Below are 20,767 nucleotides of genomic sequence, written 5' to 3' on the forward strand. Positions count from 1 at the left end.
CCCGCGTGCACGCCGTACTGTCGAAGAATGACCCAGTCCCAGCGTGTCCTCGTCACCGGTGCCAGTGGATACGTGGGGGGACGGCTCATCCCGGAGTTGCTGCGCCGTGGACACTCCGTGGCCGGCGGCTTCTACGACGTCTACAAGGCCGACGGTTTCTGGTGGTCGGACCGGATCGACGCAGTGCAGCTCGACGTGTCGGACAAGGAGCAGGTGCTCGCCGGTCTCGGCGGGGTGCACACGGCGTACTACCTGATCCACGGTCTCGGCGGCGACGACTTCATGCAGAAGGACCGCGACGCCGCGCAGACGTTCGCCGACGGTGCGCGCGATGCCGGCGTCAGTCGCATCGTCTACCTGTCCGGCATCGTCCCTCCCGTGGACCACGACGAACTGTCGGACCACATCAGCTCGCGCCTGGAGGTCGAGGACATCCTGACCGGCTCCGGCATCCCGACGTACGCGTTGCGTGCCGCGATCCTGCTGGGCAGCGGCTCCACGTCGTTCGAGATCGTGCGGCAGCTGTCCGAGCGACTCCCGGTGCACACCGTCCCCACCTGGATGAAGTCGCAGGTGCAGCCGATCGCCATCGTCGACGCCGTGAAGGCGCTGGCGGGCTGCGTCGACCACGACGGCGAATCGCGGTCCTACGACATCGGTGGCTCCGAGCGGATGCCCTACTCCGACCTGCTCGCACTCTTCACCAAGGTCGCCGGTCTCACCCGCCCCCAGATCGAGATCCCGCTGCTGCCGACCGCGCTGGTCGGCAAGCTCGCCGGTCAGTTCGCGGACGTCCCCGGTTCGACGGTGGAGTCACTGGTGGAGAGCCTGCACGAGGACATGGTCTGCTCCGAGACCGACTTCCGCCGCGATCTGCTACCGGAGGGGTACGAACTGGTGGGGGTCGAGGCAGCCTTCGACCGGGCCCTTGCCGACCCGGCGGACGACGCCGACCCGGCCGAGCTGGACCCCGTCGGACCGTGGCCGAACGACCCGGACTGGGCCGGTGGCAGGGTCGAGACGAACGACGACGGGACGACGCACAAGAAGGGCCTGCTGCGCTCGGTCGTCGACCGCATCACCGACTGACCGGCAGCCGGGCGAGCTGCCGACGTGGCGGCCCCTGCGGTGTAACGTCGAAGGCAATCCGCGAATCAGGTCCCATATCAGTCAATCCGGTGCTTTGCCGCTAGCTGCCGCAACATCCGGACGGACTCAGGCAGAGGAGTCATCATGGCCGTGCGCTACACCGTCCCCGGAGTGTCCACCAAGGACGCCGAGCAGCTCATCAAGACCCTGCAGAAGCGGCTCAGCGCCTACAACGACCTGCACCTCACGCTGAAGCACGTGCACTGGAACGTCGTTGGGCCCTACTTCATCGCGGTGCACGAGATGATCGACCCGCAGGTCGATCTGGTGCGTGGGTACGCCGACGCCGTGGCCGAGCGCATCGCCACCATGGGCGGCTCGCCCTCCGGGACGCCCGGTGCGATCGAGCGGGACCGCACCTGGAAGGACTACTCGATCGGCCGGGACACCGTCCTCGCACACCTCGGCGCGCTCGACCTGGTCTACAACGGCGTCGTCGAGGACAACCGCAAGGCGATCGCAGCAGCCGGCGAGATCGACCCGATCACCGAGGACATGCTCATCGGTCAGACCGCGGAGCTGGAGAAGTTCCAGTGGTTCGTGCGCGCGCACCTGGAGGACCTGGGCGGCAACCTGGCCAGCACCGACTCCAGCACCGAGAAGGGCGCGGCCGAGGCGACCCGCACGGACGCCTGACCGGTTCCACACCTTCCGTCGAGCGCGGCGGTCAGGTACGCCGCTCGAGCAGCCCGCGCACGTACGCGGCCTGACCCGCGTGCTGGGTGATGTCGTTCAGCACGGACACGACGCGGGCGCCGAGGGTGACCGGCGGGTCCCAGTGCTCATCGACCACGCGGTCGTAGTCGGCGGCCGAGAAGCCCCGCAGCGCAGCGATCGTCGCCCGGTGGGTCGCCTTGTGATAGCCGGACAGCAGGGCAGGGTCGTCGACCGCGAACTCGCCGACCTCGGCGCTGGACTGGCCGTAGCCGAGTGCGTCGTCGTCGTACGGCAGGGCGAAGCGACTCACCCAGCCGTCCGCCGTCCAGACCTGGTCATCGCCGGTAAGGCCGGCGATGTGGTCGTCCTGCACCCGCGTCAGGTGCCAGACCAACCACCCCACGGAGTTCGCGTCGCGGTCGGGGCGCCAGGTCAGCTCCGCCGTACCGAGGTCGTGCACGATGCCCGGGATGAGCTCGTGAACCCGTTCGAACGCGTCGGTCAGGAGCGAACCAGCAAGAGCGGCAGCGGAATCCGAAGACATGTCATCACCATGTCACGCCGCGCCCGTGCCTTCACGCGGCCGGAACCGATTCACCAGGCGTCGCCGGCGGTGTCGACGCCGAGACGGTGCAGACGATCGCCCTGCAGCTCGTACCGCGTCATGTCCGTCAGCGTCGGGGAGTAGGCGTGCACCGAGACGGCCAGCTCCGATCCGAGGTTCACGACGTCGTGGACGTGATCCGCGCCGAAGCCCTTGCCCTGGCCGTCGGTCAGGTCGGTGCGGCGGACGCCGTCGTGCCAGGCCTGCTCGACGAGTGCGCCGGAGACGACGACGAAGGCTCCCGAGGCGATGCCGTGGTCGTGCCATCCGGTGCCGGTGCCCGAGGGCCAGGCGCTCGCCCAGACCTGCACGGCGGGGATCGATGCCAGCTCGATCCAGTGCCGTTCGGCGTGGTCCCGGCTGATCGAGGCCAGTGCGTTCAGGCGCCAGTCGTGCGCGAAGAGGTGGGCGATGTCGAGCAGTTGGTCCGGGGTGTGGACGCCGGTCCGCGGGGTGGAGGTGAGCGGGGCGGCCGTGAGAGTGGTCATGCGGGAGTCCTTCGAGGGGTATGCAGACGGTCGGGTCGGCGAGGGATCAGCCGCGGCGACAGCACTCGGCGCGCGGCTGATCCCCGGCGGTACACATGCCGCGGGCGCTGTGAGCACGCCCGGACACACCCCGTCCCACCGGGAGGCCAGCGGTCGAGGAAACCTCGATACGACGCCGAGTTATCGAACGCATAAGGCGAAGTTATATGTGCTGGGGCAGCTAGCCAGCCCAGGTCCACCATCCGGACGCTTCCCACGGTGCGGGAGGCGAGCCCGGGTCAGTCCGACAGCGCGTCCAGCCAGACCGTGACCGCGACCGCGCCAGGGTCCGGGTGGCCCTTGACCCGGTCGCCCAGGTAGCTGGAGCGCCCGCGACGCGCCACCTGGGACGTCGTCGCGTCGGCGCCCCGCCGTGCAGCCGCCTGGGCGGCGCCCAGCCCCGCAGTGGCCTCGGTCGCAGCGGGCGCGAGTGCATCGACCATCGTGCGGTCGCCCGCCTTCGCGCCACCCAACTCCTGCACGCCCTCGCTGGCCGCCTGTAGGGCAGCTGCCCAATCACCATCCGCCCCAACGGCTTCGGCCGCCCTCAACAAGCCGGCCGCGTACAACGGTCCGGAGGTGCCACCGACCTCGCGGCGTACGACGGCTGCGAGCGCGCGCAGCTGATGACGTGCGTCACCGGTCTGCGGCTCTCCCAGCCACGAGCGGGCACCGCGGGCCAGGGCGGTCCCGAGGTCACCGTCGCCGACCACCTTGTCCATCAGGGTCAGCTCCTCCTCGGCCGCGAGGAGTGCGTTGCAGGCGCGCTCGATACCGCCGGCGCAGATCCTGTCGTCGACGCCTTCCTCCTCCTGCGGACTCCAGGCAGCCGCGGGCACCTCCACCTGCACCAGGCCAGGCACGTCGGAGGCACCACGACTGGGCCAGCCGATCGATGCCGTCGGCGCGTCGAGGAGTGTGAGCAGGTCGGGGTGCACATCGGTCGCGAGCAGCGAGACCGAGCATCCGGCCATCTCCAGGCTGGTCATCACCAGACCCTGATAGAGACGGTCGACGCGAATGCCCTTTTGCTGCAGTAGGTTCACTGCGGCTCGCGCCACGATCGCCAACTCCATCGGCGGGGTGCCACCCGTGGAGTTGATGAGTGCGACGACGTGGGCACCGGACTCGTATCCCCGGTCCTGTACGACGCCGTCCACCAGCCGCCCGGCCAGATCGTCCGCCGGCGCCATGTCGATGGAGGTGACGCCCGGTTCGCCGTGGATGCCGAGGCCGAGCTCGACGCCGTCCTCGGCGATGTCGGCACCGGGCTCGTCCGAACCCGGCACGACACACGGCGTGAGCCCCAGACCCATCGTGCCGACGCCGGTGGCGACGGCCTGGGCGAGCGCGGTGACGTCGTCCAGCGAACCGCCGCGTTCCGCGAGCGCCCCTGCGGTCTTGTGCACCAGCACCGTGCCGGCCAGGCCGCGACGTCCGGCGTTCTCGTCGTCGTCGGCGAGCGCGACATCGTCACCGACGACGACCATCCGCACGTCGTAGCCCTCGGAGCGCGCCAACTCCGCAGCCAGCCCGAAGTTCAGCCGGTCGCCGGTGTAGGACTTCACGATCAGCAACGCGCCACCGGTGCCCGTGACGGCCCGGATACCGTCGAGCACGGCATCGACACTCGGCGAGGAGAAGACCCCGCCGCTGACCGCCGCGGTGAGCATGCCGCTCGCGACGTACCCGGCGTGCGCGGGTTCGTGGCCCGCGCCACCCCCTGAGATCAGCGCGACCGGCAGGTCGGTGTTCGGTCCGTGGCTCAGGCGGTCACGGCGTACGACGATGGTGCGGTCGCGCAGGATCGCGGTGCCCGGCTGGGTGAGCACCACCCCCTCCATCGACTCCCGCACCACCTCGAGCGGGTCGTTGATCAGCTTCTTGGCCATGAAAGCTCCATCCGGGTCGCCCCCGCACGTCGTCGTAGGGGTCTGCCGCCACCGTGGCCCTCGCCACGGCGACGCGCAAGGCATCCGCCGAGAACTACCCCGGCAGGCCGCCCAGACCCGGTGTCCCGACGAGCGGGAGCGCCGCCTGGCAGGACGGCTTGAAGTTCGGCACCCGCGGCCCAAGCGCGTTCAGCACGTCCTGGATCGCGTTGTTGTCGTAGATGATTCCGAGGTGATCCGTGCCGTCGAGCGGGCACTGCTGCTGCAGGACGATGTTCGTCGCTCCGGGGCCCTTGAGGAAGGCGTTGGTGTACGGCGTCACGACGTCGTCCAGCCGGGTCTCGATGACCGTGTAGTGCACCCCGGGCACGGTGTCGCCGTGCGCGTTCAGAGCCTTGGTGAACGGCGAGGTGTTGAGCTGCTGGTCGAACGCGGGGGCGCCGGAGGCGCTCAGGAAGTCGACGCCCGTGGCGTTCTGGACCGCGCCGATCAGGCTCAGCACACCGAAGAAGCTCGTGCCGTAGTTGGACGGCGCGAGGCCGACGAGCGAATCGACCTTCGACGCACCGCCGAGGTTCTGCAGGTAATAGCGGGGCAGCGGACCGCCGCCCTGCGACCAGCCGACGATGTCGACCTTCGCGGCGCCTGTCTGCGCCAGCACCTTGTCCACGAACCCGGACACCTGTCGGGCCGAGGTCGGGATGTCGCCCATCGCGCCGATCACGCCGCCGGTGGAGGCGGTGAGCTGGGTGTCGCCGTAATTCAGTCCGTAGACGCAGTAGCCCTGGTCGGCGAGCAGCGGTCCGATCCGGGCGAAGGAGTGGGTGATGCGGGAGGTGGTGCCTTCCAGCAGCACCACCGGACGCGGGTGCGCCGCGCTCGGCGTGCACGGCACGTTCACACCGGGCGGGTTGGCATCAGGTGTGGAGACCCAGCTCGCGTAGCCCGAGGCGGAACCGCCGACCGGGTAGTCGGGGGCGGCTGCCTGCGCGGGAGCCGTCTGCGCTACGCAGAAGCCGCCCACCAGGGCGATACCCGCGCAAGCCTGACCGATACGTCGTCTCGTCATTACCGGAGAGTAACGCGATCCTCAGGCTGCGGTGAGACTCACGTCACACCCGGATCCGGGGTCCGGGGTCAGCCCTCCCGGCCGCTCGTGGTGCACACGCACACCCGGTTGCCGTCCGGGTCGGCCAGCACCGTGAAGGCGGGCGCCTCCTCGTCGTCGATGACCGTGCCGCCCGCGGCGACGGCGGCTGCGATGCGGTCGGAGGCGACCTCTGGCGCGATCCAGAGGTCGAAATGCCAGCGTTGACGGGGGGTCTCGTGCTCGTCGGTGCCTTGGAACCACAGGCTCGGCACGCGGCCGGTCGGGTCGAAGACAGAGTCGTGAATGCGGTTGTCCGGGCTGCCGGTGAGCAGCGCAGACCAGAACGGCCCGACGCGGTCGTCATCAGCAGTGTCGAGCGCCACCTCCAGCTGTGTGACCTCGAGGGGTCGCGCGGCCAGGCCGTGCTCCGCGGCGATCCGGCTGATCTCCCCGGCCAGGTCGAGGTCCTTCTGCGTGACCCACAGCCCGGCCTCGTGGGTGCACAGCGACAGGTCCACCACGCCGTAGGTGAGGCGGACGTCCGGATGGTGGTTCGCGGACTCGGCCGCATCCGCGACCGCCGCGATGAACTTCGCGGCAGCGGCGTAGTCGGGGACGGCGTAGCGGGCGTGCAGCGCCTGGGCGAGCTTGCGCCAGTCGTCCAGCCCCGCGGCGCGGATCTGTGCGTTGTCGACGGTGTCCATCCTGCGACTCTGGCACGAGGGTCCGACAGCTGTGGGCGTTTCCGGCCCGGCAGGCTCAGCCGCCCGGCAGCGCCGGCCGCAACGCCTCGGTCAGCTCTGCTCGAGCGCCCACCAGCGACGGGCCGTACCAGGTGAGAGCGCGGCCGGAGACGAGCGCGGTCGGACTCGTGAACGCCTCGGGACCGTCGTCGGCCGTGAACACGTACGGCTCGTCGGGCAGGACGACCAGCTGCGCGACGCGCTCGATCTCGGCGACGTCCGCACGCGGGTAGCGCTCCGCATCGGCGTACGCGTTGACCAGGCCGAGCCGATGCAGCACGTCGCCGGCGAAGGTGCCGCCGCCGACGACCATCCAGGGGTCGCGCCACACCGCGATCGCCGCGGCGACCGACGGCAGCGTGGGCGGTGCTGCCCACACCTCCCGTGCGTCGGCCAGCCACTGCGGCCGCGGCCAGCCGAGGGCGGCGAACATCCGCGCGAGGGAGTCCAACGCCTCTGTGACGTCAGCGATCTCGGTGACCCATACCGCGATTCCCGCGTCACGCAGCCGCCGCACGTCCAGCTCTCGGTTCTCCTCCCTGTTGGCGATCACCACGTCGGGTCGCAGCGCCCGGATCGCCGAGAGGTCCGGGTTCTTCGTGCCCCGCACCCGGCGCACGTCGAGATCGGCGGGGTGCGTGCACCAGTCGGTCGCGCCCACGACGGCCTCCGGACGATCGTGCGCGAGCGCCTCGGTCAGCGACGGCACCAGGGAGACCACCCGGCGAGCCGGCGAGAGGAGGTCCAACGGGTGTCCCAGATCGTCGAGCTGCACGCTCGTCACCCAACCTCTCGTCCGGGGTCGCTTCGGGCCTGGATGCCATCCACGCCGTACCTATTGCAGACGTTGCAGCAGGTCCGCGAGGCGCCGCGCTACGTCGTCCCCGAGGTCCGCAAGGGCATGTGGAGTGCGCAGCAGGATCGCGTCGGCCGTGGCCACCGCGGCGTGGCCGGCGTCGGTGAGCGCCACGAGCTTGCGACGTCCGTCCTCCGGGTGAGGTCGGCGTTCGACCAGGCCGTGGGCCTGCAGTTTGTCGACCACGAGCGTCGCGTACGGCGCATCGAAACCATTGGCGTCGGCGATCTGGGTGAGCGTCAACGAATCCTGCCGGAGTTGGAACAGGACCTTTCCGCGCCCGGCGCCGAGACCGAATCCCAGTGTCTCCCTGAGCTCTTCGTGCCGGTTCTGATCGCTCACGAACTGCTGCATGAGGGCCCAGGCGTACGCCGCGGGGTCGGCCGGATGATCGCCGCCCGCCTGCTTCGCGGCTGTCACCACGGCACCGTGCGACCCAGGTAGTCCACGTAGTGCAGACCCGGCCGGCCGCCGAGGTCCTCCATCGTCGTCACCACATGGGGGATGCTCTCATCCACCTCCAGGCGCGCGCCCTCGCCGCCCAACTCGGTCTTCACCCACCCCGGCGCCATGAGCACCAGGGTCCGGTCCTCGCCCGCGTGACGGGCCGCATAGCTGCGCATGAAGGTGTTGAGGGCAGCTTTGCTGCCGCGGTAGACCTCGTGGCCGCCGCGTTCGTTGTTGGTCACGCTGCCCTGACCCGAGGACATCACCCCGATGGTTCCGGTCGGCGCCACGAGGTCCTGCAGGGCCTCGATCAGTCGCAACGGGCTGAGGGCGTTGGTCACCATCACCCGCACGAACTCCTCCGTGCTCGTCTGCCCGACGATCCCCTCCGGCTTGTTCGTGACCCCGGCGCTCACGAACAGGACGTCGAACGTGCGGCCGGCCAGCCGCCCGCGCAGACCGTCGATCTGCTCCGGCACCGTCACGTCCACCGTCTCGATCTCGATGCTGCCGGGCTGTCCATCGGCCACCTGCGGGAGCGCCGTCGAGCTCGGATCGCGCACGGTCGCGACGACGTGCCGTCCGCGTCGTACCCACTCCTGTGCCAGAGCGAGGCCCAGACCTCGCGACGCTCCGATGAGGAGCACCGATCTCGATGCGGTCGCGTCGCCCGTGTCATTAGTTGTAGTCACAACAACAGTTGTACTTCATACAACCAATTGGATCAAGGGGTCCGACAGCTACTGCTCGTGCACGATCCGTCGTCGGCCGACCTGGAAGCCCGCACTCTCGAAGGCCGCGCGCATCGGCGTGTTGGCCAGGTCGGTCGTGCCCACGATCTGGTCCTGGTCGTTGTCGTGGTGCACGTGCACCATCTCGGCGAGGACGTCATGCACGTAGCCGTTGCCCCGATGCTCCGGGAGGATGCCGAGATAGCTGATGCTCGCGTCGTACGCCGTCCTCGTGGGGATCATGAAACCGACCGGCGTCCGACCGTCGAGCACGGCCACCCGCCACGAGTCCCGCTCGCCCGGCAGTAACAGATAGAACTCGAGGTCGTCGTCCGCGAGCGCCTCGATGCCTTCGGTGGCGACTATGTGGAGCGTGTAGGCGTCCAGCGAGCCGTCGGCGACCCTGGCGAACATCCCTCGGAACGTGGCGTCCGGAGCAGCCTCGAACGTCAGACGGGTGGATCGGACCGGGCGAGGGTCGGCGGCTGAGCGGCAGTAGCTGACCCGCTCGGTCGTCCTGGAGAAGCCGCCCGCCTTCGCGGCCTGCCCGCGCCACCGCACGGCCGCGACCGCAGCGGGGTCGTCGGATCAGGCGGTGGCCGCATCGATGTTGAACTCCAACGCCGAGCCGGGACCGAATGCCTTCAGCCCCTCTGCGATGAGCGCCGCACCTACGTGCTCCGGATGCTCCGTGCCGTCACGGATGAGAAGGCAGTCCAACGTGCTGGGCCGCTCCGCGGTGTCACCGCCCCACCACAGGGCCCGGCCGATCGGCGAGCCGTCCTGCTCCGCCACCCATGACCACTCGGGGCGGTAGTTGCGGCTGTCCAGTTCGCGTCGCAGCCGGGTGTCGTCGATCCAGACGACGGGCTCGGTGCCCACCCATCCGAAGAGCAGCTCGAGGTCGGCGCTGGTGATGCGTCGCATCGAGAAGGGATTGCTGCTGACAGACATTGCACGGAGCATCCCTCAGCGCGGAAGGTCACGTCACCAGGTTTTCCCGGCAACGTCAGGACCGCCGGCGACGACTGATGGGTCCGGCGGTCACCAGCGCGTGAATCCGGTTGAGCACCGAGCGCGGCCGTAGCGCCGGGCTGCTCGTACCCGCGTTGTCCGCCATCCCGTCGATCGCGTCGGTCAAGACCTGGTGCGGGTCCTTGGACGGCCGCCATCCGAGGTCGTGGTGGGCGTGCGCACAATCCTGCAGCGGCACCGCGAAGGCCAGATCGATCCAGCCGGGGCTGAGCGGTTGCAGTCCGACCTTCCAGCTGCCCGCGACGATGGCCCGTAGGACGGTCGCCGGCACCTGGACGGGACGGGCGCCCAGGACGTCGGCGACGATCTCCCTCGTCAGCGGCTCGTCGGCGGCCAGGTTGAACTCCCCGCCGCGGCCCTGTTCGAGGACCCGGTCGAGAGCGTCCGCGACATCGTCGGAGTGCACCACCGGGATGGCGAACCGACCATCGAGCGGCAGCACAGGGAGGTACCGCAGCAGCCGCGCCGGGAAGTACGCCGGAAGTCCGTAGCGGTCGAGCGCGGCACCCGCGTCCCGTTGCATGACGATGCCGGGCCGGATCCGGGTGAGCGTCATCCCAGCCGGGTGGTCCCGGGCATAGGTGTCGAGCAGCCGCTCCGCCGCAGCCTTGTCGTTGCTGTACTGCGAGCTCGTCATGCCCGTATGCGGATAGGACTCCTCGACCGGTGTGTCGCTCGTCTTCGCGGCGTACGCGCCGACCGACGACATGTGCACGAAGTGGCCGACACCCGCGCGGTCGGCAGCCGCCAGGACGGCCGCCGTGCCTCCCACGCCCACCCGGGTCAGATAGTCGGGCCGCCGGGTCGGTTGGAACGCCCAGGCGAGGTGCACGACGGCATCCACACCGGTCATCGCCTCGTCCAGCGCCGCGGGTGCGGAGTCCTCGCTGAGATCCACCCGCTGCCAGCGCACATCGTCGTACGGCGGCTCGGACGGCGGCGGCCGGCGAGCCAGCCCGACGATCTCCACGTCCTCGCGACCGGCCAATCGGCGCAGCAGGGCGGTGCCGATGTTGCCGCTGGCGCCGGTGATCAGCAGCCGGGTCATTCGACGTCCAACCCGTGCGACGTGTGCACCAGCCGGCCCACCCGCAGCTTGATCCGCCGGCCGTAGGACAGGACGAGCGCGGTGTAGCCCGGTGTGTCGCCGTGGTACCCGAGGAAGCCGCGCGGCCCCGCGACCATCGCCCCGGTCACCACGTCGTACCGGCTCTGGTGCCATGGGCACACGAGGCAACCCTCGGCATTCACATGCCCCTCACTCAGGTCGGCGAGCTGGTGACGACATCGACGCGACACCGCGAAGTCCTCGCCGTTGCTGTTGCCGACGGCCCATCTGCCGAGCCTGCGGACCGATCCGAGGGGGAGGTCGTCGACGTCCGGCCGTTGTTCGCTCATACGCCTGCGGTACCCGTTCGGGGCGATGGTGACGCATCGCCCGCGCGCCCCACCGCGGCTGCCGGCCCCGGCGGCGCCGGGGGCATACTTCCTATCCGTGCGCGCCCTAGCCAAGACCTCCGCCGCCCCCGGCCTCGAACTGATCGACGCCCCCGAGCCGGACTGCGGACCCGACGACGTGATGATCCGGGTGCTGCGCACCGGCCTGTGCGGCACCGACCTGCACCTGGAGCAGTGGGACGAGTGGGCGGCCTCCACGCTGCACGTGCCGCAGATCATCGGCCATGAGTTCTTCGGTGAGGTCGCGCGCGTCGGCGCCAACGTGACGAGCGTCCGCGTGGGCCAACGCGTTTCGGGCGAGGGCCACATCGTGTGCGGTGAGTGCCGCAACTGCCGGGCCGGGCGGCGGAACCTGTGCATCCGCACGATCGGCATCGGCGTCAACCGGGACGGCGCGTTCGCCGACTACGTCGTGATCCCGGCGACCAACGCCTGGGTGCAGCCCGATGACATGGACCCCGACGTGGGCGCGGTCTTCGACCCGTTCGGCAACGCCACGCACACCGCTTTGTCCTTCCCGATCGCGGGCGAGGACATCCTGGTCACCGGCGCGGGCCCGATCGGGGTGATGGGTGCCGCGATCGCCAAGCACGTCGGCGCGCGCAACGTCGTGGTCACCGACATCAGCGACTACCGCCTCGCGCTCGCCAAAGCGGCCGGCGCCGACCGGGTGGTCAACGTCTCGCGCGAGCGCATCGCCGACGCGCAGCGCGAGCTCGGGATGCGCGAGGGCTTCGACATCGCCCTGGAGATGTCCGGCCATCCAGCGGCGGTCGAGGAGATGCTCGCGAACATGAACCACGGCGGACGCATCGCGATGCTCGGGCTGCCCGCGGGTCCGTTCGCCATCGACTGGGGACGGGTGATCACCCACATGATCACCATCAAGGGCATCTACGGCCGCGAGATGTACGACACCTGGTACGCCATGAGCGCGATGCTGCAGTCCTCAGGTCCGCTCGAGCACGCGGTGCGCTCGGTGATCACCCACCGCTTCCCCGCGGAAGAGTGGCAGCAGGCGTTCGACACCGCCCGATCGGGCGAGTGCGGCAAAGTCGTCATGGACTGGAGCTGACGCCACCGCGTCGCTCCCTCACCCGAGGAGACACCGATGTACGACATCAAGGACGATCTGGCCGCGACCCTCGCCGAGATCGAGGACGCGGGCCTGACCAAGCACGAGCGTGAGCTCACCTCACCGCAGTCCTCCCACGTGCGCACGAAGCAGGGTGAGGCACTGAACTTCTGCGCCAACAACTACCTCGGTCTGGCCGACCACCCCGAGATCGTGGCCGCGGCCACCGATGCGTTGCAGCAGTGGGGTTTCGGGATGGCGTCGGTCCGCTTCATCTGCGGGACCCAGTCGCAGCACGCGGAGCTCGAGCGCCGTATCGCCGACTTCGTCGGGCAGGAGGCCGCGATCCTCTACTCCTCCTGCTTCGACGCCAACGGCGGCACCTTCGAGGTGCTCTTCGACGCGCAGGACGCGATCATCTCCGACGCCCTCAACCACGCCTCGCTCATCGACGGCATCCGGTTGTCCAAGGCGAAGCGCTACCGCTACCAGAACGCCGACATGGCCGACCTGCGGGCGCAGCTGGAGGCGGCCCGGGACGCGGGTGCCCGCCGTACCGTCGTCGTCACCGACGGGGTCTTCTCGATGGACGGCTACTACGCGCCGCTGGACGAGATCTGCGACCTGGCAGAGGAGTTCGGCGCCCTGGTGATGGTCGACGACTCGCACGCGGTCGGCTTCGTCGGCGACGGCGGACGCGGGACGCACGAGTTGAAGGGTGTGCTGGACCGGGTCGACATCGTGACCGGCACCCTCGGCAAGGCCCTCGGCGGAGCCTCCGGCGGGTACGTCGCCGCGCACCGGGAGATCGTCGACCTGCTGCGCCAGCGCTCGCGTCCCTACCTCTTCTCCAACGCCGTGGCGCCGAGCGTGGTCGCCGGCTCGCTCAAGGCGCTCGAACTCGCCGCGACCTCGACCGACCAGCGGGAAGCGTTGCGGCGCAACACGTCTTCCTTCCGCGAGCTGATGACCGATGCCGGTTTCGAGTTGCTGCCCGGCGGTCACCCGATCGTCCCGGTCATGTTCCCGGGCGAGGACGGCGCCCGCACCGCGGCCCAGGTCGCCGACGCCATGCTCGAGCGGGGTGTCTACGTGATCGCCTTCTCCTACCCCGTCGTACCGCAGGGCAAGGCGCGCATCCGCGTGCAGCTGTCCGCCGCGCACAGCGAGGACGACGTGCGCACCTGCGTGCAGGCGTTCGTCGACGCGCGCGACGAGGTCACCGCAGGCAGCTGAGGCTGCCCCGCGGTGACCGTCGTCGGTGGGGGTGGATCCCCCGTCAGTGCTCCTCCACCGCGTGGGAGTCGGTGAGCGTCAGCGCGCCGCCGATGGCGATGACACCGACGACCGCCGCCAGCACGGCGTAGGTGATGCGCTCGCCGTGGAAGAACGACGCCACGAGGGCGCTGCTCCAGGTGCCCGCCGGCAGCTGCGTGGTGACCAGCGCGGCGATCAGCGTGCCGACGATCGCGGTGCCGACGCTCGTGCCGACCTCCTGTGCCGTGTCGTTCAGTGCCGCGCCGATCGACGTGCGGTTGGCCGGCATCGCATCGATCAGAGCGACCGCACAGATGGTCATCACGGTGCGCAGTCCGATGGTCATCAGGACCATCGAGGCCGCGATCGCGGCGTACCCGTGACTGACGCCCCAGGACAGGCCCACCAGGGAGAGGGTCAGGCAGACGGCGCCGACCAGGCAGGCGATGCGGTGGCCGAAGCGCTTGCCCAGCCACTCCGACAACGGGGTGGCCGCGAGCATCGTGATGATGAGCGGCAGGTTGGCGAGACCGGCCTTGACCGGGCTCCAGCCGTACGCGTACTGGAAGTGCAGGATCAGACCGAAGAGCACCGCGGCCATCGCGATGGAGGTGCCGATCTGGGCGAGCACGGCGCCGCGGGCGGTGCCGTTCGACATGATCGACAGATCCAGCATCGGTGCGGCGCTGCGACGCTCGTGCCAGACCCAGGCGACGGCGGCGGCGATTGCGCCGACGATCGAGGCGAGGGTGATCGCCGAGAGCCAGCCGTGCTGCACGCCACTGGTCAGCGAGTAGCAGGCGAGGCCGATCATCGTGATGCTGAGGAGCGCACCCGGCAGGTCGAGGCGGTCCTTGGTCAGGTCCTCGGGACGGTCCGCACGCACTCCGAGGCGCACGCCGATGCACGCGATCAGCGCGATCGGGGCGTTGACGACCAACAGCCACTCCCACCGCACGTGCGCCAGGGCGGTCCCGCCGAGCAGCGGGCCGAGGATGAAGCCGGACATGCCGACGACGATCATCACGGTGACCGCGCGCATCCGCAGGTCCTTGTCGTCGAAGAGACGGAAGACCAGGGAGTTGGTGATGGGCGCCATCGCGGCGGCCGCGACGCCCAGTGCCGCACGCAGCGCGATGAGCTCACCGGTCGACTCGACGAAGATCACGGCGAGGCTGAGCACACCGAACAGCGCGAGTCCGGCGAGCAGGACCCGACGCCGCCCGAGACGGTCGGCGATCGATCCGGACGTGAGCAGCAGCCCGCCGAATGTCAGGGAGTACGCGCCGGTCACCCACTGCAGTGCGGTCGTGCCGCTGCCGAGGCTGCGACCGATCGTGGGCAGGGCGATCGACAGCAGAGTGTTGTCGACCATCTCGACGAAGAACGCCAGGCAGAGGGCGGCCAGCGGGATCCAGGCAGCACGCAGCGACGTGTAGGTGTGCGGCGCCGGCGCCTTGACGGCGATGTCGGCGATGTCTGCAGGGGACGTGGTGTCAGTCATGGCGGCCTCCTCAGGGTGACGGACGAGCTCGGTGGTCATGCCGACGAATTTAGGGATGCGTGCTTTCACCGCGGTTTCATCTCGGTTTCACGCCGACCGACACCGCGCCCTTCGCCCTAGGGGCGGGTGCCGGTCCCGGTGATGGTCTTGCGCCTGAGGCGCCGATCTCGTCGCAACGGCACGGTGATCCGCCCGCTCTCCACGTGCACAGCGAGTTCATCCATCCGTGCGGGCAGGTACTTCTCCTCGACCCGCTCGCGATGGAAGCAGCGCCGGCCTCCCCATGGCTCTTCATCATCGGACAGGACGCCGATGACCCATCGCTTGGTGAGCTGGGCTGCTGCGAACTGCACCAGACCGATCGCGCCCGCAGCCAGGCCTCCGGCGAAACTTCCAGAGCCGTCCTGCATCTCGCGCAGAGTATGACCACGAGGTACGGCCCTGATGAAGACCCATCGCCCGTTCGGGGCCTGGACGAGAACCTCGTCAGGACAAGCGTCTCGCGTCCGCATCGGCGCCGCGGTGCGCTTCCTGACCGGGTCAGACATGGACCCCGGCAGCGCGCACCTTCTCCCCGATCGGCCCGTTCTTCCAGTCCTTGGAATACAGACTCACCATGACCCGAGACAAGGCGGCGTGACCTTCCAACCTCTTCGGAAGGACCGACGGTCGCCCTGACGACCTGACCGCGCCCACCGCTGCTCCGCAGCACACCAGTTCTTCGACTCGCATCACGACCTGGTGTCGTCGACTCTGAACCGCCGTCACCTGCGACCACGGAACGGACAACCTGTACTGGTCGCGTTGCACGACCAGGACGTCCGGATGGACGGTCAGCGTCCGTCTGCGAACACGGCGTACCGACATAGATCCGGCGAGCAGTACGAACACGATCGCCGCCCCAAGACCCAGACCGAACGGCGGAATCGCCACCACGCAGAACGCGGCACCGATCACGGCAACCGGGGCTGACGACGCGATGGCGACGGACCAACGGATCCGAAGCTGAGTCACGGGCACAGGGTAAGTGTGAGATGGCAACCGACCCACGACAGCCCGAAGGGATCAGCGACCGTGTCGACGCCATCCGGCGGCTGCCGAAGCGGGGCGGGGCCCTCAACCAGCCTCGCTGCCGTCGCGCAGCGACCGGACCATGCTGCGCAGGATCCGCAGCGCGTCCGACCGCTCGCCCGGGGTCAGACCGCTCAGCATCCTGACCTCGACGGATCGGATGGCGGCGGTCGCCTTCGCGAGGCTCCGTCGACCGCGTGGCGTGAGGCGCGCGGGGAGGACCTTCCCCACCGCGGCCTGCGTCGGCCTGGTCACGAAGCCGTCGCGTTCCAGGGCCTGCAGCAGTACGTTCATCGACTGCCGTGTCACGAAGGCGCCTCGGGCGAGTTCGGAGTTCGAGAGGCCCGGGCGCTGGGCGAGCAACTCGAGGCAGGAGTAGTGCGTCACGGTCATCCCCAGCGGCCTCAGCACCGCCTCCATCTCTGAGCGCAGGGCGCTGGAGGCCTCTTTGAGCAGGTAGCCCAGCGACGTCTCCAGGTCGATGCCAGGTCCGCCTTGACTCATGTCAGTATTCTGACATACGGTCGCTCGTGTCAGATTACTGACACGCCACGGAAAGTAGGAAGATCACCATGCCCGTCACCGGCCCCGACTTCATCTCGCTCCAAGCTCGCGACCTCGACGCCTCGCAGGCGTTCTACGAGCAGTACCTCGGTCTCGTCCGATCCCCCGTCGGCCCTCTACACGCCGTCGTCTTCGACACCAAGCCGATCGCGTTCGCATTGCGGGACATCGTCCCCGGCACCGATCTGGCGTCCGTCCCGCAACCCGGCATCGGCGCCGCCATCTGGCTGCACGCCACCGACGTGCAGGCCATCCACGACGCCCTCGCCGCGGACGGCCACACGATCGTGACCGCGCCGATCGACGGCCCGTTCGGTCGCACGTTCACCTTCGCCGACCCCGACGGCTACCAGGTCACGCTGCACGACAAGGCCTAGGACGGAGGTCGCCGCGGCCCTGGAACGGGGCGTGGCACGTTTCCGACCCGTCGCCGTACCCCGGGAGACACACGTCGCACCACGCGACTACGGTCAAATCATGGACTTTCGATACCTCGGCAACAGCGGACTGAAGATCTCCGAGATCACCTACGGCAACTGGCTGACCCACGGCTCCCAGGTCGAGGACGACATGGCGGTGCGGTGCGTGCGCGCCGCCCTCGACGCCGGCATCACCACCTTCGACACCGCCGACGTCTACGCGAACGGCGCCGCGGAGAGCGTGCTCGGCCGGGCCCTGGCCGGCGAACGCCGCGAGGGGATCGAGATCTTCACCAAGGTCTATTTCCCGACGGGTCTGAAGAAGCACAACGACACTGGCTTGTCCCGCAAGCACATCCGCGACTCGATCGACGCGTCGCTGCGGCGGTTGCGCACCGACTACATCGACCTCTACCAGGCGCACCGCTACGACCACGAGACGCCGCTGGAGGAGACGATGCAAGCGTTCGCCGACGTCGTGCGGTCCGGCAAGGCCCTCTACATCGGGGTCAGCGAATGGACGGCCGACCAGTTGCGCGCCGGCCACGCGCTCGCGCAGGAGCTCGGCATCCAGCTCATCTCCAACCAGCCGCAGTACTCCATGCTCTGGCGGGTCATCGAGGACCAGGTCGTGCCCACGTCCAAGGAGCTCGGCGTCTCCCAGATCGTCTGGTCGCCCATCGCCCAGGGGATCCTGACCGGCAAGTACCAGCCGGGGAAGCAGCCCCCGGCCGATAGCCGCGCCGCCGACGAGAAGGGCGGCGCCGACATGATCAAGCGCTTCATGAACGACGAAACCCTCACCGCCGTGCAGAAACTCGTCCCCATCGCCAAGGACCAGAACCTCTCGATGGCACAGCTCGCGGTGGCCTGGGTGCTGCACAACGACAACGTCGCAGCCGCCCTCATCGGCGCGTCGAAGCCGGAGCAGGTCACCGACAACGCAGGCGCCGCCGGCATCACCCTCTCACCCGACGTCCTCACCTCGATCGACGAGGCGCTGGGCGCGCTACCCGAGAAGGACCCAGGCAAGACGAGCTCACCCAAGGAACGTCTCGTTTAAGGCACGAATGCCCGCGGGCGTTGCCAACCTGAGCAATTCCTGAACATCCTCGCTACGCTCCGGCGATGGGATTCTCCACGCTGGTGCGGACCAAGGATGTCGACACCGTCATCCACCAGAACGACGAGGGCGGCGCGGACCATCACGCGAAGCTCGGGAAGAGCCTCGGTGCCCGAGACCTGATGGGTTTCGGGATCGGCATCGTGATCGGCACCGGCATCTTCACCCTGACGGGAGTAGAGGCCAAGAACCACGCGGGCCCCGCGGTGGTGATCTCGTTCGCGATTGCCGGCGTCATCAGCATGCTGGCGGCGCTGTGCTACGCCGAGCTCGCCGCCGCGGTGCCGACCGCGGGCAGTTCCTACACGTACGCGTACACGACGATCGGTGAGATCTTCGCCTGGATCATCGCGTGGGACCTGATCCTGGAGTTCGCGCTGGGCGCGGCGGTGGTCGCGCGCGGCTGGTCGGGCTACCTGCAGTCGTCGTTCAACCTGCCGCAGGCGTTCTTCGGCGAGGAGCACTCCGTCGTCAACCTCGGCGCCGTCTTCATCGCCGGCATCCTGGGCGTGATCGCTGCGGTCGGTATCCGCGAGTCCAAGTGGGTCACCAACGCGCTCGTCGCGATCAAGGTCTCCATCTGCATCTTCGTGATCGTCGTCGGCATCTTCTTCGTCAAGGCCGCCAACTACAAGCCCTACATCCCACCGTCCCGTCCGGACACCAAAGGGGCCTCGGGCCTGTCCCAGCCGCTGTGGCAGTGGGCTTCCGGCTCGCACGCCACGGCGTACGGCCTGACCGGCGTGCTCGTCGCGACCGCCGTGGTGTTCTTCGCCTACAGCGGGTTCGAGGCGGTGGCCAACCTCGGCGAGGAGACCAAGGATCCGGCCAAGGACATGCCGCGCGGCCTCATCGGCACCCTGGTCATCTGCACGGTCCTCTACCTTGCCGTGTGCGCTGTGCTCACCGGGATGGTGAAGTACACCGGCCTGTCCGAGGGCGCCCCGATCTCCGACGCGTTCAAGCAGGTCGGGATGGGCTGGGCGAACGTCGTGATCGGCATCGCCGCCGTCTGCGGGCTGAGCTCGGTGATCCTGGTCGACATCGTGGCCATGGGCCGCATCGGCTTCGCCCTCTGCCGTGACGGGCTGCTGCCCCCGGCCGTCGGCCAGGTCCACCCGAAGTTCAAGACGCCGTTCCGCATCACCATCTTCACCACCATCGCCGTCTGCATCCTCGGCGCGTTCGTGCCGCTCGCGACCCTCGCGGAGATGGTCAGCATCGGCACTCTCTTCGCGTTCGTGGTGGTCGCGATCGCGGTCGCCGTGCTGCGGCGTACGAAGCCGAAGATGAAGCGGCCGTTCCGCACCCCGGCGATCCCATGGCTGCCGATCGTGTCCGCACTCGCCTGCGTGGCCCTGATGAGCAGCCTGGCCGTCGAGACGTGGATCCGGTTCCTGATCTGGCTCGTCATCGGACTGCTCGTCTACACCTTCTACGGCCGCAAGCACTCCCGCCTCGCCACCGGCGAGAAGGCCATCGCCGGTGTGGACGACGCCGACCCCGTCGACGCCTGAGACGAGCCGGGTCCGGCCTGCGTCGTCCGGCACGTCGGGAGTGCAGGGGGTGGCGAAGTGTGCCCGGGGGGTGGCTGATCGCGGTGATGGTTCAGACTCGGTGGGTGACGCAGGACGAGTCAGCGATGTACGGCGACCGACACGCCGCGGTGTACGACCGCATCTACGGCTCCCGGTTCGCACCGGATGCCGCGGTGGCCGTGCTGGCGGACTGCGCCGGAGACGGTGCGGTGCTGGAGTTGGGTGTCGGGACAGGGCGGTTGGCCATCCCGCTGGCTGCTCGAGGTGTCACGGTGGACGGCGTCGAGGGCAGCGCCGCGATGATCAAGCAGCTGCGGGCACAACCGGGCGGCCAGCTCGTGGGCATCCACCGGGCTGATCTCGCTGACTTCGACCTACCCAGGACCGACTACACGGTGGCGGTGTGCGCGGTGAGCACGCTGTTCATGCTCACCCACGAGCAGCAGTGGACCGCGATCCGAGCGGCAGCCCGGCACCTGCGGGACGGAGGGCACCTGTTCATCGAAGCGTTCCGGCCCGACCCCCGGCGATTCGACGCCGACGGGCGGCGGGTGGAGCACCGACGACCCGGTCCCGACTTCCACGTCGTCCGCAGCACGCACGACCCCGAGCAGCGGTCGATCCGCATCGAGCACCAACTGGGCGACGTGACCGGATCCTCGAACTACGAGGTCACGTTGCACTACGCCGACCCTGAGCAGATCGACCAGATCGCGTCCGGTGCCGGCTTGCAGTTGAGTGCCCGGTGGCACAACTGGGCGCAGGAGCCGGTGCGACAGGACAGCGCCGACCCCCTCAGCGTCTACCGAAAGTGATGAACGGCGACGGTGGCAGCAGCCGGGAGCGATCACGGCCTCTAGCGTCGAAACAAAGAGAGCTCGTCGCGCTGAATGCCGAGGTCGACGTCGCGTGATCGCTTCTGACACCGCTGGATGCCTCAATGGCCTATATCCACCAGCGACCCCTGTATGTGCCGTTCAGGGAACGACGCGGGACCGGACGTGGCGGGGCACGGGGTCGAGGCCCA

24 protein-coding genes are annotated in these 20,767 nt (G+C 69.2%); 8 read left to right on the forward strand and 16 right to left on the reverse strand.

The window, feature by feature from the left end; genetic code table 11:
• The first annotated feature begins 27 nt into the window (after positions 1–27).
• Positions 28–1,089 carry an NAD(P)H-binding protein gene (locus LVQ62_RS03510; protein WP_233765137.1) on the forward strand — a complete coding sequence of 354 codons (1,062 nt, stop codon included), beginning with the start codon at positions 28–30 and terminating at the stop codon, positions 1,087–1,089.
• 144 nt (positions 1,090–1,233) lie between these two features.
• Positions 1,234–1,785 (forward strand): Dps family protein, encoded by a 552-nt coding sequence (locus LVQ62_RS03515; RefSeq protein WP_233765139.1) that lies wholly within the window; start codon positions 1,234–1,236, stop codon positions 1,783–1,785.
• 31 nt (positions 1,786–1,816) lie between these two features.
• On the opposite strand, the gene LVQ62_RS03520 is transcribed toward LVQ62_RS03515, so the two are convergent.
• From LVQ62_RS03520 to LVQ62_RS03575, 12 genes are all read right to left on the reverse strand, one after another.
• Positions 1,817–2,350: a DinB family protein gene (locus LVQ62_RS03520; protein WP_233765141.1), complete on the reverse strand. Its 534-nt coding sequence runs from the start codon at positions 2,348–2,350 to the stop codon at positions 1,817–1,819.
• A 50-nt stretch (positions 2,351–2,400) separates the two neighbouring features.
• Positions 2,401–2,898, reverse strand: coding sequence for a cysteine dioxygenase family protein (locus LVQ62_RS03525; RefSeq protein WP_233765143.1), 498 nt, complete (start codon positions 2,896–2,898; stop codon positions 2,401–2,403).
• Positions 2,899–3,176: 278 nt separating this feature from the next.
• Entirely contained in the window at positions 3,177–4,829 is a 1,653-nt protein-coding gene (locus LVQ62_RS03530) for a dihydroxyacetone kinase family protein (RefSeq protein WP_233765145.1), read from the reverse strand.
• 94 nt (positions 4,830–4,923) lie between these two features.
• Positions 4,924–5,898, reverse strand: a complete 975-nt coding sequence (locus LVQ62_RS03535) for a triacylglycerol lipase (protein WP_233765147.1) — start codon at positions 5,896–5,898, stop codon at positions 4,924–4,926.
• Positions 5,899–5,966: 68 nt separating this feature from the next.
• Positions 5,967–6,623: a VOC family protein gene (locus LVQ62_RS03540; RefSeq protein WP_233765149.1), complete on the reverse strand. Its 657-nt coding sequence runs from the start codon at positions 6,621–6,623 to the stop codon at positions 5,967–5,969.
• A gap of 55 nt (positions 6,624–6,678) precedes the next feature.
• Complete coding sequence (locus tag LVQ62_RS03545) at positions 6,679–7,446, reverse strand: helical backbone metal receptor (protein WP_255696512.1); 768 nt, start codon at positions 7,444–7,446, stop codon at positions 6,679–6,681.
• A 51-nt stretch (positions 7,447–7,497) separates the two neighbouring features.
• Positions 7,498–7,938: a MarR family winged helix-turn-helix transcriptional regulator gene (locus LVQ62_RS03550; RefSeq protein WP_233765150.1), complete on the reverse strand. Its 441-nt coding sequence runs from the start codon at positions 7,936–7,938 to the stop codon at positions 7,498–7,500.
• Complete coding sequence (locus tag LVQ62_RS03555) at positions 7,935–8,657, reverse strand: SDR family oxidoreductase (protein WP_233765152.1); 723 nt, start codon at positions 8,655–8,657, stop codon at positions 7,935–7,937. Before LVQ62_RS03555 ends, LVQ62_RS03550 begins: the two co-directional genes overlap by 4 nt.
• 48 nt (positions 8,658–8,705) lie before the next feature.
• Positions 8,706–9,257, reverse strand: a complete 552-nt coding sequence (locus LVQ62_RS03560) for a GNAT family N-acetyltransferase (protein ID WP_233765154.1) — start codon at positions 9,255–9,257, stop codon at positions 8,706–8,708.
• Positions 9,258–9,284: 27 nt separating this feature from the next.
• A complete protein-coding gene (locus LVQ62_RS03565) occupies positions 9,285–9,650 on the reverse strand; it encodes a hypothetical protein (RefSeq protein WP_233765156.1) in 366 nt (121 codons plus the stop codon).
• A gap of 55 nt (positions 9,651–9,705) precedes the next feature.
• Entirely contained in the window at positions 9,706–10,779 is a 1,074-nt protein-coding gene (locus LVQ62_RS03570; RefSeq protein WP_233765162.1) for an NAD-dependent epimerase/dehydratase family protein, read from the reverse strand.
• The gene (locus LVQ62_RS03575; RefSeq protein ID WP_233765164.1) at positions 10,776–11,129 is read right to left on the reverse strand and encodes a Rieske (2Fe-2S) protein; all 354 of its coding nucleotides are present in this window, start codon (positions 11,127–11,129) and stop codon (positions 10,776–10,778) included. Before LVQ62_RS03575 ends, LVQ62_RS03570 begins: the two co-directional genes overlap by 4 nt.
• Before the next feature lie 97 nt (positions 11,130–11,226).
• On the opposite strand from LVQ62_RS03575, the gene tdh reads away from it, so the two are divergent.
• A complete protein-coding gene (tdh, locus tag LVQ62_RS03580; protein ID WP_233765166.1) occupies positions 11,227–12,264 on the forward strand; it encodes an L-threonine 3-dehydrogenase in 1,038 nt (345 codons plus the stop codon).
• A gap of 36 nt (positions 12,265–12,300) precedes the next feature.
• A complete protein-coding gene (locus LVQ62_RS03585; protein ID WP_233765168.1) occupies positions 12,301–13,500 on the forward strand; it encodes a glycine C-acetyltransferase in 1,200 nt (399 codons plus the stop codon).
• Between the two features lie 43 nt (positions 13,501–13,543).
• Here the strand turns inward: LVQ62_RS03585 and LVQ62_RS03590 are convergent, their stop codons facing one another.
• The 4 genes from LVQ62_RS03590 to LVQ62_RS03605 form a co-directional block, all read right to left on the reverse strand.
• Positions 13,544–15,025: an MFS transporter gene (locus tag LVQ62_RS03590; protein ID WP_233765170.1), complete on the reverse strand. Its 1,482-nt coding sequence runs from the start codon at positions 15,023–15,025 to the stop codon at positions 13,544–13,546.
• A 116-nt stretch (positions 15,026–15,141) separates the two neighbouring features.
• A complete protein-coding gene (locus tag LVQ62_RS03595) occupies positions 15,142–15,435 on the reverse strand; it encodes a hypothetical protein (RefSeq protein WP_233765172.1) in 294 nt (97 codons plus the stop codon).
• Positions 15,436–15,565: 130 nt separating this feature from the next.
• Entirely contained in the window at positions 15,566–16,045 is a 480-nt protein-coding gene (locus LVQ62_RS03600; RefSeq protein WP_233765174.1) for a hypothetical protein, read from the reverse strand.
• 96 nt (positions 16,046–16,141) lie between these two features.
• Positions 16,142–16,600 carry a MarR family winged helix-turn-helix transcriptional regulator gene (locus LVQ62_RS03605; protein ID WP_233765185.1) on the reverse strand — a complete coding sequence of 153 codons (459 nt, stop codon included), beginning with the start codon at positions 16,598–16,600 and terminating at the stop codon, positions 16,142–16,144.
• Between the two features lie 68 nt (positions 16,601–16,668).
• Between LVQ62_RS03605 and LVQ62_RS03610 the strand changes: the two genes are divergently transcribed.
• The 4 genes from LVQ62_RS03610 to LVQ62_RS03625 all read left to right on the forward strand — a co-directional run bounded on the left by LVQ62_RS03610 (position 16,669) and on the right by LVQ62_RS03625 (position 20,555).
• On the forward strand, positions 16,669–17,037 hold the full coding sequence (locus tag LVQ62_RS03610) for a VOC family protein (RefSeq protein ID WP_233765193.1): 369 nt from the start codon (positions 16,669–16,671) through the stop codon (positions 17,035–17,037).
• Between the two features lie 100 nt (positions 17,038–17,137).
• A complete protein-coding gene (locus LVQ62_RS03615) occupies positions 17,138–18,142 on the forward strand; it encodes an aldo/keto reductase family protein (RefSeq protein ID WP_233765195.1) in 1,005 nt (334 codons plus the stop codon).
• A gap of 65 nt (positions 18,143–18,207) precedes the next feature.
• Complete coding sequence (locus tag LVQ62_RS03620; RefSeq protein WP_233765197.1) at positions 18,208–19,719, forward strand: amino acid permease; 1,512 nt, start codon at positions 18,208–18,210, stop codon at positions 19,717–19,719.
• Positions 19,720–19,823: 104 nt separating this feature from the next.
• Entirely contained in the window at positions 19,824–20,555 is a 732-nt protein-coding gene (locus tag LVQ62_RS03625; RefSeq protein WP_233765199.1) for a bifunctional 2-polyprenyl-6-hydroxyphenol methylase/3-demethylubiquinol 3-O-methyltransferase UbiG, read from the forward strand.
• Positions 20,556–20,767 lie beyond the last annotated feature (212 nt).

This window comes from Allobranchiibius sp. GilTou73 (assembly GCF_021391335.1).
Lineage (GTDB): Bacteria > Actinomycetota > Actinomycetes > Actinomycetales > Dermatophilaceae > Allobranchiibius > Allobranchiibius huperziae.